Below are 15367 nucleotides of genomic sequence, written 5' to 3'. Positions count from 1 at the left end.
GCGGGAGCTAGGTTTTCCAGGAGGAGCTGTCCGTGTCGGGGCGGGCGTCGTGTCCCCCTGTGGCAGGGGCGCACGCCGGACGACGCACAACAGCGGCCTATTGTTCCACGCCCTCCAGCCGACGCCAAAATCGGCCGTGGGGCTCACCCTCGGGGTCGGGGGCCCAGCCCAGGATGGAGAGCATCTCCCGGTCCTTCTTGTCGAAGGCCTTGGGGTCGCAGCGCTCGATGAGGTCGGGCCGGTTGGCCGTGGTGCGCCTCAGTGCCTCGTCCCGGCGCCAGCGCGCGATCCTGCCGTGGTGGCCGCTGAGCAGCACGTCGGGGATGTCCCGGCCGCGCCACTCCGGCGGCTTGGTGTAGACCGGGCCCTCCAGGAGGTTGGCCATGGCGCCGGGCGCGAAGGAGTCGTCCTGGTGGGAGGCGGCGTTGCCGAGGACGCCGGGCAGCAGACGGGCGACGGCCTCCGTGATGACGAGGACGGCCGCCTCGCCGCCGGCGAGCACGTAGTCGCCGATGGACACCTCGTACACGGGCATCCGGGTGGCGTACTCGTCGATGACGCGGCGGTCGATGCCCTCGTAGCGGGCCGGGGTGAAGACCAGCCATGGGCGCTCGGAGAGTTCGACGGCGAGGGTCTGGGTGAAGGGGTGGCCGCTCGGGGTGGGGACGATGAGGGCGGGCCGGCGGGCGCCGGTCTCGTAGCCGTCGGCCAGGACGGAGTCCAGCGCGTCGCCCCAGGGTTCGGTCTTCATGACCATGCCGGGGCCGCCGCCGTACGGCGTGTCGTCGACGGTGTTGTGCCGGTCGTACGTCCAGGAGCGCAGATCGTGCACGTGAACGTCCAGCTGTCCACGCGTGCGTGCCTTGCCGACGAGGGAGACGTTCAGGGGGTCGAGGTACTCGGGGAAGATCGTGACGACGTCGAGTCGCATCAGGCCTCGTCCCGCGACGACGCGATCTCCGCGCGGTCGTCGATCAGTCCGGCCGGCGGGTCGATGACCGCGCGCTGTTCCCGGAGGTCGATCTCGGTGACGATCTCCTCGACGAAGGGGATCATCACCTCGCTGCCGTCGGGCCGTTCGACGATGAAGAGGTCCTGGGAGGGCAGGTGCGAGATCTCGGTGATCCGGCCGACCTCGGCCCCGTCCTTGGTGACCACGTCGAGGTCGATCAACTGGTGGTCGTAGTACTCGTCCTCTTCCTCGGGGAGTTCCTCCGGGTCCACCTCGGCGATCAGCAGGGTGTTGCGCAGCGCCTCCGCCGCGTTGCGGTCGGTGACGCCCTCGAAGCGCAGCAGGAGGCGGCCGCTGTGCACCCGGCCGGTCTCGATGGTGAGGGGCCCCGTCTCGGCGGGGTCGGTGGCCAGTACGGCGCCGGGCGCGAGCCTCAGCTCCGGCTCGTCGGTACGTACCTCGACGGTGACCTCGCCCTTGATGCCGTGGGCGCGGCCGATCCGTGCGACTACCAGCTGCACTGTGCTTGATCTCCTGTGATCGGACGGTCCGGACGACCGTACGACGTCGGGCCGGGGACGGCTCGATGGCCTTCCCCGGCCCGAGCCGGTGCTGCGAACTGCGTCAGCGGACGTGGTCCACGTCGACGAGGTCGACACGGACGCCGCGGCCGCCGATGGCACCCACGACGGTGCGCAGGGCGCGGGCGGTACGGCCGTTGCGGCCGATCACCTTGCCGAGGTCGTCGGGGTGGACCCGGACCTCGAGGACGCGCCCGCGACGGAGGTTGCGCGAGGCGACCTGTACGTCGTCGGGGTAGTCGACGATGCCCTTGACGAGGTGCTCGAGAGCCTCCTCGAGCATGCTCAGGCCTCGGTCGACTCAGTCGAAGAGGACTCGGCCGCGGCCTCGTCCTTCTTCTCAGCCTTCTTCTTCTGGGTGATCGCCTCACCCTTGCCCTCGTCGTCGCCGCCGAGGGACTCGAACGACGGGCGCGTGGACTTCGGCTCGGCCACGAGGAGCGGCGCCGGAGCGGGCTCGCCCTTGAACTTCTGCCAGTCGCCGGTCTTCTTCAGGATGGCGAGCACGGGCTCGGTCGGCTGCGCGCCGACACCCAGCCAGTAGGCGACACGGTCCGCGTCGACCTCGATGACCGAGGGGTTGTACGTCGGGTGGTACTTGCCGATCTCCTCGATCGCACGACCGTCACGACGGGTACGGGAGTCGGCGACGACGATGCGGTAGTGAGGCGAACGGATCTTGCCCAGACGCTTCAGCTTGATCTTGACTGCCACGGGAGTGGGTTCTCCTGGATTTGACGTGGTTGGGCACGGCGAGAGAGCCGCGTGGGGTTGCGGTACCCGAGTGCCCGATGGACGCGTCAGCCGGAGGAGAGAGGGGTCCTGTGCGGCTGTCGAGTACAGCTGTCCATTCTGCCACACCCCGCGGGCGGCGCTTGCCGCGAGGGGGCGCGTGCGGCCGTGCGCGTGCGGCCGTGCCGGAGCGGCACACCGCCCCAGGGGCGCGTCGCACTCACCGGCGCGTGGAGGGTGCCGCCGGGACGGCACCCTCCACGCGCGACTCGATGTGGGGCCCCAGGTACGGCTCGACGTACGACTCACTGGTACGGCCGCCACGAGCAGCCGTCCGTTCAGTTCGTCGTCGCGTCACGCCGCGCCCACGACCTCCGGGATCCGGAAGGGCTTTCCGCAGCCGCCGCAGACGATGGGGGCCTGGGCGAGTACGGAGGGGACGACCCGGACGTTGCGTCCGCAGTCGCAGACCGCCTTGACCCTCACGCCTCCGCCGGAGGAGCCGTGGCGGGCGGCGGGGCCCCGGAAGCTGCGGGCCGTGTCGGCGGAGGTGGCCGCCGTGTGGGCCTTGAGGGCGCGCTGCAGTTTCTCGATGGTCGGGCGGTAGCGACGCTTCGCCTCGGGGTTGAGGGTGACCAGCGAGAAGCCGCTGCTGGGATGCGGTTCGTCGGGGTGGTCGAGACCCAGTTCCTCGGCGATCGCGAGGAACCTCCGGTTGTGGTAGCGGCCGGCGCGGGAGGTGTCGCGGACTCCGCGGGCGGCGGCGATGCCATGGACTGCCTCATGGAGCAGTCGCTCGAAGGAGAGTTCGTGTCCGCATGCGGACGACGACTCCCCGATCAGGGACTCGGGGGCGGCAAGATCCGGCAGTTCGGGGTGGTACCGCTGAATGTCGGCCCACGCCTGCGCCAGTTCTGCGGCGAGAACGGGTGGTGTCTGTGTCGTGCTCACGTAATGACAACGAGCCTGAGTGCCCCTGTGTTCCGATTCCGGGGCATCCCAAATAATTTGCACGTACCCGTCAGTTGCCGCTAGTGCGTCCCGACGAGGGCGGGTGCGCTGATCTGCGGAGAAGCCTCGCAGCTCCACGCAAGGCGGTACGTAGTGACACGTAGTCCCGGCGCGTAGACGAAGTCCGCACGCCGGGACACCTGAGGTCGCCGGATGCGCAAGGGGCGTTTCGGTCGCTCTCGCGACGGAACGGATCGCTCTAGTAAGCGCGCGCCACGACCGCGACGTTACCGGGTGCGTCGTAGGAGTCGGGCACCGACCCGTCGTCGGCGACCAGACACCGTACGCCCGCGGCGTGCTCCGCGAGCTCCGCCTCGCCCTCCTCGCCGAGGGTGGACCAGGGGATGCGCGCCCAGCCGCCGGCACCGGCGACCTCGACGGCCTCGCCGATCGTCGACACCTCGGTCGTACGGGACTCCCGGCGCTCGCGCGACTGCCTCAGCAGCAGCGCCTGGTCCTCCTCCAGGATCGCGGGCAGCAGACCGGCGAGGGAGTCGAGGGCGACCGCCTCCTTGCCGCCGGGGATGCGGCGGGCGAGCATAGCGGTGCCGTTCTCCAGGTCGCGGGGGCCGACCTCGACGCGGACGGGGACGCCCTTGAGCTCCCAGTCGACGGCGCGGCGGCCGAACGGGACGTCCGTGCGGTCGTCCACGTGGACGCGCACGCCCGCGGCCCGCAGCCGGTCGCCGATCTCGCGCACCTTGGCCAGAACCGCGTCGTCGCCCTTGATCGCGAGGACGACGGCCTGGATGTGGGCGAGGCGCGGCGGGACCCGCAGACCGTTGTCGTCGCCGTGCATCATCACCAGCGCGCCGATCATGCGGGTGGTGGAGCCCCAGGAGGTCTGCCAGACGAGCTCCTGCCTGCCCTCTTTCGACAGGTACTGGGTGGTGAAGGCCTTGGCGAAGTTCTGGCCCAGCTCATGGCTGGTGGCCATCTGGAGGGCCTTGCCGTCGCCCATCATGCCTTCGAGCGTGAGGGTGTTGACGGCGCCCGCGAACCGCTCCTTGACGGTCTTGCGTCCGGGGACGACGTCCATCGCGAGGACGTTCACCATGAAGTCCTCGTAGACGTGCCGGTGGATGTGCGCGGCGAAGTCGCGTGCCTCCTCGTACGTCGCGTGCGCCGTGTGGCCCTCCTGCCAGAGGAATTCGGTGGTGCGCAGGAACAGTCGGGGCCGCAGCTCCCAGCGGACCACGTTGGCCCACTGGTTGATCAGCAGGGGGAGGTCGCGGTAGCTCTGCACCCACTTCGAGAAGTACTCGTTGATGATCATCTCGGAGGTGGGGCGGACCACCGCGGGCTCCTCCAGGTCCTTGCCGCCGCCGTGCGTCACGACCGCCAGTTCGGGAGCGAAGCCCTCGACGTGCTCGGCCTCCCTGGTCAGGTAGGACTGCGGGATCAGGAGGGGGAAGTACGCGTTCTGCGTGCCCGTCTCCTTGATGCGGGTGTCCATCTCCTGCTGCATCCGCTCCCAGAGCCCGTACCCGTACGGTCGGATGACCATGGTGCCGCGCACCGGACCGTTGTCGGCCAGTTCCGCCTTGGCGATCAGGTCCTGGTACCAGCGCGGGAAGTCGTCGGCCCGGGGGGTGAGAACGGGTGCTTTTGCCATGGCGCGATCGTACGGGGGCACTTTGCGGGGACGTGAATTCTTTTATCCACGCCCGGACAGTCCGCAAGCCGGTGTCCACGCCCCCTGGACGGCGCGCCGGGTGCGGAGTTATCTGGCATACGGGGAGAGTGCGAGCGCACTGTCACGGGGGCCCTGAAAACGGGCACGGAGACGACTCTCGGCGGATTGGGGCGCTTTCGATATGACACCTACGCTCGTGCGGCAGCAACTGCCACGCGCGGGGGCCGCACCCCGTGTGGACCGGTGTGCACGCGCGCGTGACTGGGCCGAGATCCAGGAACGGATGCTGGTCCCGCTGTACGAGGCGGTCTACCGCCGGCTCGACGTGGGCACCGGCACCCGGCTGCTGGGCCTCGGCTGCGGGTCGGGGCTGGCACTGCTGATGGCGGCGTCGCGGGGCGCCGCGGTCACCGGTGTCGACGGGTCGTCGCCCGAGAGGACGGCTCTCGCGCGGGAGCGGCTGCTGCCGCGGGGACGGGGCGCGCACGCGCGTGCCGACGCCCGCGTCGTGGAGGGCGCCCCCGAGGACGCGGCCGGGATCACCGGCACTCCCCCGTACGACGTGGTGACCGCCTTCGAGCCCGTCGGCTGTCGGGCCGGGGACACCGAGGGTCTGGGTGAGCTGCTGGCCCGCGCGACCCCGCTCACCGGGCGCGGCACCCCGGTGGTCCTCGCGGGATGGGGTCCTCCCGAGCGCTGCGCGACCTCCACGGTGCTCAGCGTCGCCGCCAAGCTGGCAGAGCCCCTGCGCGGCGGCGGAGGCCGGCGCCTCGCGCTGCGGGACGACCTGGAGGAAGTCGCCCGGCGGGCCGGCCTCAGGCCGGACGGCTCCGGGCGCGTGGCCTGCCCCTTCGGCTACGCGAACATGGACAACGCGGTGCGGGGGCTGCTGTCGACGGGACTGTTCGACGCGGCGATCACGGCCACGGACCAGGTCCAGGTGAACAAGGAACTGACCGAGGCCCTGCACCCGTACCGCCGCCAGGACGGCACGGTGTGGATGCCGAACGTGTTCCGGTACCTGATCGCGCGGACGCCCTGAGGCGCGGGGACGGTCCCGGCACTGGTGCGCGGAGAGGTTCTCGGCCGTGGCGTTCTCGGCCGAGAAGGGCATTCGCCGGTCAGGGCTTCGCCGGGAAGGGCTTGCGGCCGAGAAGCGCCCGCACTGAGAAGGTCTTCGACACTTTCGGCCGATGCACGTGTGAATGGTGTGGAGAAAGCGGGACAGGGCATCTCTCGCTGCGCCGAGTGAAGGACCATCCTCATAGCCCGACGCACCGTCCGGCCGAAACACGCACTCGGTTCGGATACCGACCACCACGAATGTGCCGTCCACGCACGGCACGGGCGCCGCGCGCCCGGCCACACCCCCCGGCCGACCGCGCGGCGCCCGCCGCCACTCCTGACATGCCACTGGGGGCGTCCTCCGAGCGGAGGACGCCCCCAGTGGCATGGGTGCGACCCGGACCGTGCACGGCCGCGAACGCGGGCTGACCGGTCGACCGCGGACGACCGGTCAGCCCATGAACTTCTTGAACTCGTCCGGCAGTTCGAAGTCCTGCCCGGCCTGCTGGCCCGGCAGCCCGAAGGCACCGCCCGGACCGCCACCCTGGGCGGCGGCCGCCCGGCGGGCGGCCTCCTCCTGCTCCTGCTGCTTGCGCTTCATCGGGTTGCCGGAGCGCTGCTTGCCCTTGGCCCTCTTGGGCTGCTTCTTGGACCGGCCGGGGCCGCCGCCCATGCCGGGGATGCCCGGCATCCCCGGCATGCCGCCGCCCTGGGCCATGCGGGACATCATCTTGCGGGCTTCGAAGAACCTCTCGACCAGGTTCTTCACCGCGCTGACCTCGACACCGGAGCCCTTGGCGATACGGGCCCTGCGGGAGCCGTTGATGATCGTCGGGTCCTGGCGCTCGCCTGGGGTCATCGACTTGATGATCGCGGCGGTGCGGTCGACGTCGCGCTCGTCGATGCTGTTGATCTGGTCCTTGATCTGACCCATGCCGGGCAGCATGCCGAGCAGCTTGCTGATGCTGCCCATCTTCCTGACCTGCTCCATCTGGGCCAGGAAGTCGTCGAGGGTGAAGTCCTGGCCCTTCTTGGACGCCAGCTTGGAGGCCATCTTGGCGGCCTCTTCCTGGCTGAAGGTCTTCTCCGCCTGCTCGATCAGGGTGAGCAGGTCACCCATGTCGAGGATGCGGGAGGCCATCCGGTCCGGGTGGAACTGGTCGAAGTCGTCGAGCTTCTCACCGTTCGACGCGAACATGATCGGCTTGCCGGTGACCTGGCGGATCGACAGGGCGGCACCACCGCGGGCGTCACCGTCGAGCTTGGAGAGCACCACGCCGTCGAAGCCGACGCCGTCGCGGAAGGCCTCGGCGGTGTTGACCGCGTCCTGACCGATCATCGCGTCGACGACGAAGAGGATCTCGTCCGGGGAGACGGCGTCCCTGATGTCCGCCGCCTGCTGCATCATCTCCTGGTCGATGCCCAGGCGACCGGCGGTGTCGACGACCACGATGTCGTGGACCTTCGACTTCGCGAACTCGATGGAGTCCTTGGCGACCTTGACCGGGTCACCGACGCCGTTGCCCGGCTCGGGGGCGTAGACCGCCACGCCCGCGCGCTCGGCGACCACGCTCAGCTGGTTCACCGCGTTCGGCCGCTGGAGGTCACAGGCGACCAGCAGCGGGGAGTGCCCCTGCTCCTTCAGCCACCGGCCGAGCTTGCCCGCGAGGGTGGTCTTACCGGCGCCCTGGAGACCCGCGAGCATGATCACGGTCGGCGGGTTCTTGGCGAAGCGCAGGCGGCGGGTCTCGCCGCCGAGGATCCCGACCAGCTCCTCGTTGACGATCTTGAGGACCTGCTGGGCGGGGTTCAGCGCCTTGGAGACCTCGGCGCCGAGCGCCCGCTCCTTGACGTTCTTGATGAAACCCCGGACGACCGGCAGCGCCACGTCCGCCTCGAGGAGGGCGATGCGGATCTCGCGTGCCGTGGCGTCGATGTCCGCCTCGGAGAGGCGCCCCTTGCCACGCAGGTTCTTGAAAGTCGCTGAGAGGCGATCGGAGAGCGTATCGAACACGGCGGTGTCGGTCCTCGGAGTCGGGGGCAGTCTGACGTGCCCTCCAGGGTATCTGTCTGGGTGTGGTCGGGTCTCCACCCCTGTGGACAACGGTCCCCCGCCCGGGGTCACGGAGCAGGTCGCGGCCCCGTGACCCCGTGGTTCAGCCGCGCAGCGTCTCCTCCAGTTTCCGCGCCACGGAGGCCGCCTCGTCGCCCGGAAGGGGGGCGCCGTCACGGCCGGTGACGTAGAAGGCGTCCACCGCGTTCGCGCCGAGGGTGCTGACGTGCGCGCTGCGCACCCGCACGCGCGCGTCCTCCAGCGCCCGCCCGATGCGGTGCAGCAGACCGGGCGCGTCCTGGGCGCGGACCTCGATGACGGTGGCGTGCCGGGAGGCGGCCGCGGCCACCGTGACGCGCGGCGGGGGCGCGACCACGCCCCGCCGCCGCGGGTAGGCGGCGTCGCGTTCGGCGAGCCGTCCCGCGATGTCCAGCGAGCCCTCCAGGGCTCGTACGAGGTCGGCGCGGAGCCGGGCCGCCTGGGGCAGCGAGCCGTACTCGGCGGCGACCCGCCAGTCCAGCAGCAGGGCGGAGCCCTCGACGTCGTCCGGCAGGTCGAGCGCCCGCAGCTCCGCCGTGCGCACCGTGAGCCGGTGCATGGCGAGGACACCGGCGACGGCGGGCAGGACGCCCGGCTGGTCGGGCACGGCGATCAGGAGCTCCACGCCGAGCGGCTCCGGGTCGGCCTTCTCGTTCCTGTCGTGCTTGTCGCCCTTGTTGTCCTCGTCGACCTTGTCGTCCGCCGGCGTCTCCGTCTGCGCGCGCAGCGACAGCACGGGCCCGCCGGTGCGGAACGCCTCGATGGCGAGCCGCTCCTGCTCCGCGGTGGGCGCGGCGGGCTCCGGCTCCTCCGGGACCTCCCCCGCGAACAGCGCGGCGACCCGCTGGACCAGGTCGGACACGAGCGAGGCCCGCCACGACGACCAGGCGGCCGGCCCGGTCGCCAGCGCGTCGGACTCGGTGAGGGCGTGCAGGAGTTCGAGGGTGCCCGGCGACCCGACGGCCTCGGCCACGGACCGCACGGTGGCCGGGTCCTCCAGGTCGCGCCGGGTGGCGGTGTCGACGAGCAGCAGGTGGTGCCGGACGAGGGTGGAGAGCACGGCCACGTCCTCGTGGTCGAAGCCGATCCTGGCCGCCACGTCCTTGGCGATGATCTCCCCGGCCACGGAGTGGTCGCCGGGCCAGCCCTTGCCGATGTCGTGCAGCAGCGCGGCGACGAGGAGGAGGTCGGGCCGGTGGACCCGGCGGGTCAGCGCGGAGGCGCGCACGGCGGTCTCGATGAGGTGCCGGTCGACGGTCCAGATGTGGACGGCGTTGCGCTGCGGGCGGCAGCGGACGCGCTCCCAGTCGGGCAGCAGGCGCGTGATGAGGCCCTCGGCCTCCAGGGCCTCCCAGACGTCGACGGTCGGCCGCCCGGACCCCAGCAGGGTGACCAGCTGCTCCCTGGCCTCGGCGGGCCAGGGCGTGGGCAGCGGGCGGGCGGTGGCCGCGAGCCGCCGTACGGCGTGCAGGGACAGCGGCAGTCCGGCCTGGGCCGCCGCGGCGGCGGCGCGCAGCGGCAGCACCGGGTCGCGTTCGGGCCGGGCGGCGCGCGCGAGCACGACCTCGCCGTCCTGTTCGACCACACCCTCGGCCAGCGGGGACCGCTCGGCGACCGGCTTCCCGCCGCCCAACATGGCGCGCAGCCGTGGCCGCACGGCGCGCGAACGCAGCACGCGCCCCACTTCACGCCAGGTGACATCGCTGGCGTACGAGATCACCCGCGCGGCCTCGTACACCTGGCGCAGCAGGGTGTCGGCGTCCAGCAGCCCCAGGTCGGCCGCGACCTGGTCCTGCTCCTGGAGCGCGAGCCGGTCGGTGGCGCGCCCGGTGGTGAGGTGCAGCGCGTCCCGTACGTCGAGGAGGCGGCGCCGGGCGTCGGCGAGCCCTTCGCGCGGGGCGTCGGCGAGCCAGGAGGCGGCGACCGCGCGCAGGGCGGTGGCGTCCCGCAACCCGCCGCGTGCCTCCTTCAGGTCGGGTTCGAGGAGGTACTGCAGCTCCCCCTGCCGCTCGGCCCGCTCTGCGCACAGCTCCTGCAGCTCGGGGAGGCGTTTGGGCGCCTGGTTGCGCCAGTCGGCGAGGACGGCGGTGCGCAGTCCCGCGGTGAGCCCGAGGTCACCGGCGAGGTGCCGGGCGTCCAGCAGCCCCAGCTGCACCTTGAGGTCGTCGGCGGCGGTCCTGCGGGCCTCGGCGGGGGTGCGGACCGAGTGGTCGAGGGCGAGCCCCAGGTCCCAGACCGGGTACCAGACGCGGTCGGCGAGAGCGGCCACGGCCTTCTCGTCGGACCCGTCGTGCAGGAGCAGCAGATCGAGGTCGCTGCGGGGGGACAGCTCGCCGCGCCCGTAGCCTCCGACGGCGACGAGGGAGACCCCGCGCAGTTCGCCGGCGCCCGCCCCGAAGAGTCCGGCGAGCCAGTCGTCGGTCAGCTCGGCGAGGGCGGCACGGCGCGGCGGCCCGGACCGCGCCTCCTGCTGGAGGAGGCGCAGCCGGGCCGCCGCGTAGCCGCTGGGTCCCGAGTCCTCTGCATCCGTGCGTACGTTCGTACTCGTCACCCAGCGACTCCTGTTCTTCCGTGCGGTCAGAGCGCGTCCGGGCCGCGCTCGCCCGTCCGGACCCGTACAGCCGTCTCGACCGGGAGGGACCAGACCTTGCCGTCACCGATCTTGCCGGTGCGGGCTGCCTTGACGATGACGTCGATCAGCTGCTCGGCGTCGTCGTCCTCGGCCAGCACCTCGATCCGGATCTTGGGAACCAGGTCCACCGTGTACTCGGCGCCGCGGTACACCTCGGTGTGTCCCCGCTGCCGACCGTACCCACTGGCCTCGGTGACCGTGAGTCCGTGCACCCCGAAGGCCTGCAGCGCTTCCTTGATCTCGTCGAGCCGGTGCGGCTTGACGACGGCGGTGATCAGCTTCATGCCTCGACCTTCTTGCTCTGGGTGGCGGCGGCGACGGTGCTCGTGGCGCCGGTGGAGATGTGCGAGCCGGCGGCCGAGCTGAAGTCGTACGCGGTCTCGGCGTGCTGGGTCTGGTCGACGCCGGTGATCTCGTCCTCCTCGGAGGCGCGGAAGCCGATCGTCTTCTGGATGACGAGGGCGATGACGAACGTCACCACGAAGGTGTAGCCCATGACGGAGAAGGCTCCGGTGGCCTGCTTGCCGAACTGGTCGAGGCCGCCCACGCCGTCGGTGGCGAGGAAGCCGACCAGCAGGGTGCCGATGACACCGCCGACCAGGTGGACGCCGACGACGTCGAGGGAGTCGTCGTAGCCGAGCTTGTACTTGAGGCTGACGGCCCAGGAGCAGACGGCACCGGCGACGACACCGATGAGGATGGCGCCGAAGGCGTTGACGTGACCGCCGGACGGGGTGATCGCGACGAGGCCGGCGACGGCGCCGGAGCAGGCACCGAGGGTGGTGAACGCGCCGTGGCGGATGCGCTCGTAGATCAGCCAGCCGATGATGGCCGCGGCGGTCGCGATCTGCGTGTTGACGGCCATGCGGGCGGTGGTGCCGTCGACGCCGAGCCACGAACCGGCGTTGAAGCCGAACCAGCCGAACCACAGCAGGGCGGTGCCGATCAGGACCAGCGGCAGGCTGTGCGGCCGCATCGGGTCCTTCCTGAAGCCGATCCGCTTGCCCACGACGAGGACCGCGGCGAGCGCGCCGATACCGGCGTTGATGTGGACCGCGGTACCGCCGGCGAAGTCGATGACGCCCATGTCGAAGAGCCAGCCGCCGGGCGCCCAGACCCAGTGCGCGACCGGGAAGTACACCAGGGTGACCCAGAACGTCACGAAGACCATCCAGGCGCTGAACTTGACGCGGTCGGCGAGGGCGCCGCTCATCAGGGCCGGGGTGATCACCGCGAAGAGCATCTGGAAGAGGATGAACGAGAACGCGGCGATCTTGTGCGGTTCGCCCTTGGCGTTGGTGACGAAGCTGTCGACGGTGCTCGTGACGTCGATGCCCTTGAGGCCGATGGCGTCGAGGTTGCCGATGAAGTGCCCGACGTCACCGCTGAAGGCGAGCGAGTAGCCGAACAACACCCACAGGATGCTGACGATGCCCAGCGAGATGAAGGACATCATCAGCATGTTCAGCACGCTCTTGGCCCGGACCATGCCGCCGTAGAAGAGCGCGAGGCCCGGCGTCATCACCATGACGAGTGCCGCGCTGATCAATACGAATCCGGTATCTGTGCCGTTCAATGCCGGTATCTCCTCATGGTCGGAACGGCCCGTGCGGATGCTGAAGCCTGGGGGAGCTATCGGGGAGGGCCGACTGTGCTGAGGAGACTGACGCAGCACCGTTTCACGGGGAGATGGGAATTGTTTCCCGCGCGTGACGAACCCGCATGTCGCGTTACGGGCGGGTGAAACGTGGGTCACGGCGGATTGGGGCCGCGCGGGGCCCGGCCCCTGCGGGTGACCCGGCGGGGGCCGCTTCGTATCCGATGGAACTCCGGCGGTGGGCCGTGCGGGGGACGACGCACCGGTCGCGGCGGGGAGCCGGCGGCGCATCGGCTTCGCGTGTGCCGTTTGGAGGACCGGCCGCGGCGGCCATCCGATGACCTGGCATGGGGGAGCCGAGTCGGGCAGTAGGGATGGCCGGCCGCGGCCGGAGTCGGGGGCCCTCGCGGTGGGCGGGGCGGGCCGGGTCAGACCGCTTCCGCGGTCTCCGGGAGGTGCACGGCGAGCTGGTCGGTGAGCTCGATGACCTCGGCGAGGTCGCCGAAATCGCGTACGGCCGTGTCGACGGTCTTCCGGATGCGGGTGTTGAGGCGCTCCGAGCGGACCTTCCTGGCGACGGTCATGGCCTGCTGCGCCAGGTCTGCGCCCTGTTCGGGTTCACGTTGCAGCAGATGGACCGTGGCCATGCCGATCAGGTTGAGCGCGTACGACCGCTGGTGGTCGGTGTCCGCCGCGAAGAGTTCGACCGCGCGGCGCATCACGGGCTCGGCCAGGGAGGCGTACGTGGGGCTGCGGCCGGCGACGTAGGCGAGGTCGCGGTAGGAGTGGCTGTTCTCGCCGTGCAGCTCGGCCTCGTTGAAGAAGTGGATCCAGTCGGGGTCCGGGTCGTCCCATTCCTCGGCGTCGGCGAAGGTGTCCTCGGCCATCCGGACGGCCCTCTTGCACTTGCCGGGCTGCCCCATGTTGGCGTAGGCGCGGGCCTCCATCGCATACAGCATCGCCTGGGTGCGCGGGCTGGCGCAGTCGCGGCTGCCGTACTGGGCGAGGTGGATCAGTTCGAGCGCGTCGTCGGGCCGGCCGAGGTGGATCATCTGGCGGCTCATGCTGGAGAGGATGTACGAGCCGAGGGGCTTGTCGCCCGCTTCCTTCGCCGCGTGCAGGGCGAGGACGAAGTACTTCTGGGCGGTGGGCTGGAGGCCGATGTCGTAGCTCATCCAGCCGGCCAGTTCGGCCAGTTCGGCGGCGACCTTGAACAGGCGACGGGTGGTGGCCTCGGGCTGGGGTTCCTGGAGGAGGTCGGTCACCTCGTGCAGCTGGCCGACGACCGCCTTGCGGCGCAGGCCGCCGCCGCACTGGGCGTCCCACTGCCGGAACATCACCGTGGTGGACTCCAGGAGGTCCAGCTCGGGTTTGGACAGGCGGCCGCCGCGGCGCGCGGCGGAGGGTTCCGGCTCGGTGCGGGGGGCGGGCAGCGTGGGGACGAGCCAGCGCTGCATCGGCTCGATGAGGGCCGGGCCCGCGGCCAGGGACAGGGAGTTCCCGAGGAAGCCGCGTCGCGCCAGCATCAGGTCGCTGCGCGAGAACTCACTGATCTGCGCCACGGTCTGCGGTCCCGTCCAGGGCAGGTCGACGCCGGAGACGGAGGGCGCCTGGTGCGCGACGCGCAGCCCCAGGTCCTCGACGGCGACGACACAGCCGAAGCGCTCGGAGAACAGCTCGGACAGGATCCGCGGGATCGGCTCGCGCGGGTTCTCCCCGTCGAGCCAGCGCCGGACGCGGGAGGTGTCGGTGGAGATGTGGTTGGCCCCGAGCTGGCGGGCGCGTCGGTTCACCTGACGAGCCAGCTCGCCCTTGGACCAGCCGCTGCGGACGAACCACGAACCCAGCAGTTCGTTCGGGCGCTTCTCAGCGTTCGTACCGCTTCCGCCGTTGCCGCCCACTGGAACGCCCCCATCCCTGAAACCACTTGTGCGCTGTGTGCGCCAAGCCCTACCAGAATGCCGGTTACCGCGCCGTACGTCCGTCCGTTGTCACCCCTCGAACGGAAAGACGACTTGCCTCCGGCATACCCGCGAGTGCGTGCATCCCCAGGATCCGTGCACTCAAAGTAATCCCACGATCACGCGTCCGGCCACGGCGATTCCAGAAACGCCACCATTCGCCACCCCTTCGAATGAACTAACGGTCCCGCGGACGCGATTCACTTGACACATGACGGCCGGGGGTCGGCGGAGCGATGCATTCAAGGGCGCGCGCTCCGGCCGCACCACCCGGGGGTGCCGCAGTGCGCCACCCCGGGCGGGGACGGAGCGTCACGACTCGCCTCCGCCACGTAACCACCGGCGCGCCGGACCCGTTGGAGGGGGCATGGGCTTCACGATCGGCGGCATTCGCGAGTTGCGATCTGGGCGGCGCGGCCGTTCCTCGGACTGCACGGCGGTGGCCGAGTTCACCGGCCTCTGGGGATGGGACGTCGTCCCCGGCGCGCGGGCGGTCTCGGGCGCCTGTTCCTGCGGCAGGACGACGTGTCGCGCGCCCGGCGCGCACCCCCTCGACTTCGCTCCCCCGGTCCGCGCGGGCGCCACCCTCGACGAGGTGAGCGAGGCCTGGGCCGGGCATCCCGGCGCCTCGATCATGCTGCCGGTCGGCCGCTCGTTCGACGTGATCGAGGTCGCCGAGTCCGCCGGGCGGCACGCGCTGGCCCGGCTGGAACGTATGGGCCTGCCGCTCGGGCCGGTGATCGCCACCCCTGAGGGCCGCGCCCACTTCCTGGTCGCCCCCGGTGCCGCCGCCGAGCTGCCGGAGCTGCTCTACCGCCTGGGCTGGGACGACCCGTCCGCCCTCGACCTGCGCGGTCTCGGGCCGGGCGCCCACATCACGGCCCCGCCCTCCGACCGCGGCGGGCTCGGCCCCGCCCGCTGGCTCCGCTCCCCCGCCCTCGACGCGGCGACGAGACCGCCGGCCGCGCGACTGCTGCTGGGCACCCTGGCGTACGTGGCACACCGGTCGCGGGTGTAGCCCCGTCGACCACCGGTCCGCCGCCCCCGCGGACACGAGAGGCGCCGGGCTCCCCGTGGAACGGCGAAGCGCCCGTCCCCCAATGCACCT

At 71.3% G+C, this 15367-nt stretch carries 13 protein-coding genes; 2 read left to right on the top strand and 11 right to left on the bottom strand.

The annotated features are described in order from the left end of the window. Nucleotides 1-97 precede the first annotated feature (97 nt). From trmD to proS, 6 genes are all read right to left on the bottom strand, one after another. A complete protein-coding gene (gene trmD / locus GSY65_RS26875) occupies nucleotides 98-931 on the bottom strand; it encodes a tRNA (guanosine(37)-N1)-methyltransferase TrmD (protein WP_159773461.1) in 834 nt (277 codons plus the stop codon). Continuing rightward, a complete protein-coding gene (gene rimM / locus GSY65_RS26870) occupies nucleotides 931-1473 on the bottom strand; it encodes a ribosome maturation factor RimM (protein ID WP_159773459.1) in 543 nt (180 codons plus the stop codon). The genes trmD and rimM overlap by 1 nt, the downstream gene beginning before the upstream one ends. A 103-nt stretch (nucleotides 1474-1576) precedes the next feature. After that, nucleotides 1577-1816, bottom strand: a complete 240-nt coding sequence (locus GSY65_RS26865) for an RNA-binding protein (RefSeq protein ID WP_033526925.1) — start codon at nucleotides 1814-1816, stop codon at nucleotides 1577-1579. A gap of 2 nt (nucleotides 1817-1818) precedes the next feature. Beyond that, nucleotides 1819-2247, bottom strand: coding sequence for a 30S ribosomal protein S16 (rpsP, locus tag GSY65_RS26860; RefSeq protein ID WP_159773457.1), 429 nt, complete (start codon nucleotides 2245-2247; stop codon nucleotides 1819-1821). 372 nt (nucleotides 2248-2619) lie between these two features. Continuing rightward, a complete protein-coding gene (locus GSY65_RS26855) occupies nucleotides 2620-3216 on the bottom strand; it encodes a hypothetical protein (RefSeq protein WP_159773455.1) in 597 nt (198 codons plus the stop codon). Between the two features lie 259 nt (nucleotides 3217-3475). Next, nucleotides 3476-4891 carry a proline--tRNA ligase gene (proS, locus tag GSY65_RS26850; protein ID WP_159773453.1) on the bottom strand — a complete coding sequence of 472 codons (1416 nt, stop codon included), beginning with the start codon at nucleotides 4889-4891 and terminating at the stop codon, nucleotides 3476-3478. Nucleotides 4892-5093: 202 nt separating this feature from the next. Here proS and GSY65_RS26845 point away from each other — a divergent pair, with 202 nt between their 5' ends. After that, nucleotides 5094-5954, top strand: a complete 861-nt coding sequence (locus GSY65_RS26845; protein ID WP_201452681.1) for an SAM-dependent methyltransferase — start codon at nucleotides 5094-5096, stop codon at nucleotides 5952-5954. A gap of 474 nt (nucleotides 5955-6428) precedes the next feature. Here GSY65_RS26845 and ffh read toward each other — a convergent pair whose 3' ends face one another. The 5 genes from ffh to nsdA all read right to left on the bottom strand — a co-directional run bounded on the left by ffh (nucleotide 6429) and on the right by nsdA (nucleotide 14199). Continuing rightward, nucleotides 6429-7991 (bottom strand): signal recognition particle protein, encoded by a 1563-nt coding sequence (gene ffh / locus GSY65_RS26840; protein ID WP_159773449.1) that lies wholly within the window; start codon nucleotides 7989-7991, stop codon nucleotides 6429-6431. Nucleotides 7992-8133: 142 nt separating this feature from the next. After that, nucleotides 8134-10620 (bottom strand): [protein-PII] uridylyltransferase, encoded by a 2487-nt coding sequence (locus GSY65_RS26835; protein ID WP_159773447.1) that lies wholly within the window; start codon nucleotides 10618-10620, stop codon nucleotides 8134-8136. A gap of 26 nt (nucleotides 10621-10646) precedes the next feature. Beyond that, nucleotides 10647-10985: a P-II family nitrogen regulator gene (locus GSY65_RS26830; protein WP_003997576.1), complete on the bottom strand. Its 339-nt coding sequence runs from the start codon at nucleotides 10983-10985 to the stop codon at nucleotides 10647-10649. After that, nucleotides 10982-12277 (bottom strand): ammonium transporter, encoded by a 1296-nt coding sequence (locus GSY65_RS26825; RefSeq protein WP_159773445.1) that lies wholly within the window; start codon nucleotides 12275-12277, stop codon nucleotides 10982-10984. The genes GSY65_RS26830 and GSY65_RS26825 overlap by 4 nt, the downstream gene beginning before the upstream one ends. 449 nt (nucleotides 12278-12726) lie before the next feature. Further along, complete coding sequence (nsdA, locus tag GSY65_RS26820) at nucleotides 12727-14199, bottom strand: transcriptional repressor NsdA (protein ID WP_159773443.1); 1473 nt, start codon at nucleotides 14197-14199, stop codon at nucleotides 12727-12729. A 427-nt stretch (nucleotides 14200-14626) separates the two neighbouring features. Between nsdA and GSY65_RS26815 the strand changes: the two genes are divergently transcribed. Then, nucleotides 14627-15277, top strand: a complete 651-nt coding sequence (locus GSY65_RS26815; RefSeq protein ID WP_159773441.1) for a bifunctional DNA primase/polymerase — start codon at nucleotides 14627-14629, stop codon at nucleotides 15275-15277. Nucleotides 15278-15367 lie beyond the last annotated feature (90 nt).

The sequence above is a fragment of the Streptomyces sp. HM190 genome (genome assembly GCF_009857135.1).
Lineage (GTDB): Bacteria > Actinomycetota > Actinomycetes > Streptomycetales > Streptomycetaceae > Streptomyces > Streptomyces heilongjiangensis.
The sequence above is the reverse complement of the archived record's forward strand: the minus strand, read 5'-3'. Positions and strand labels throughout refer to the sequence as shown.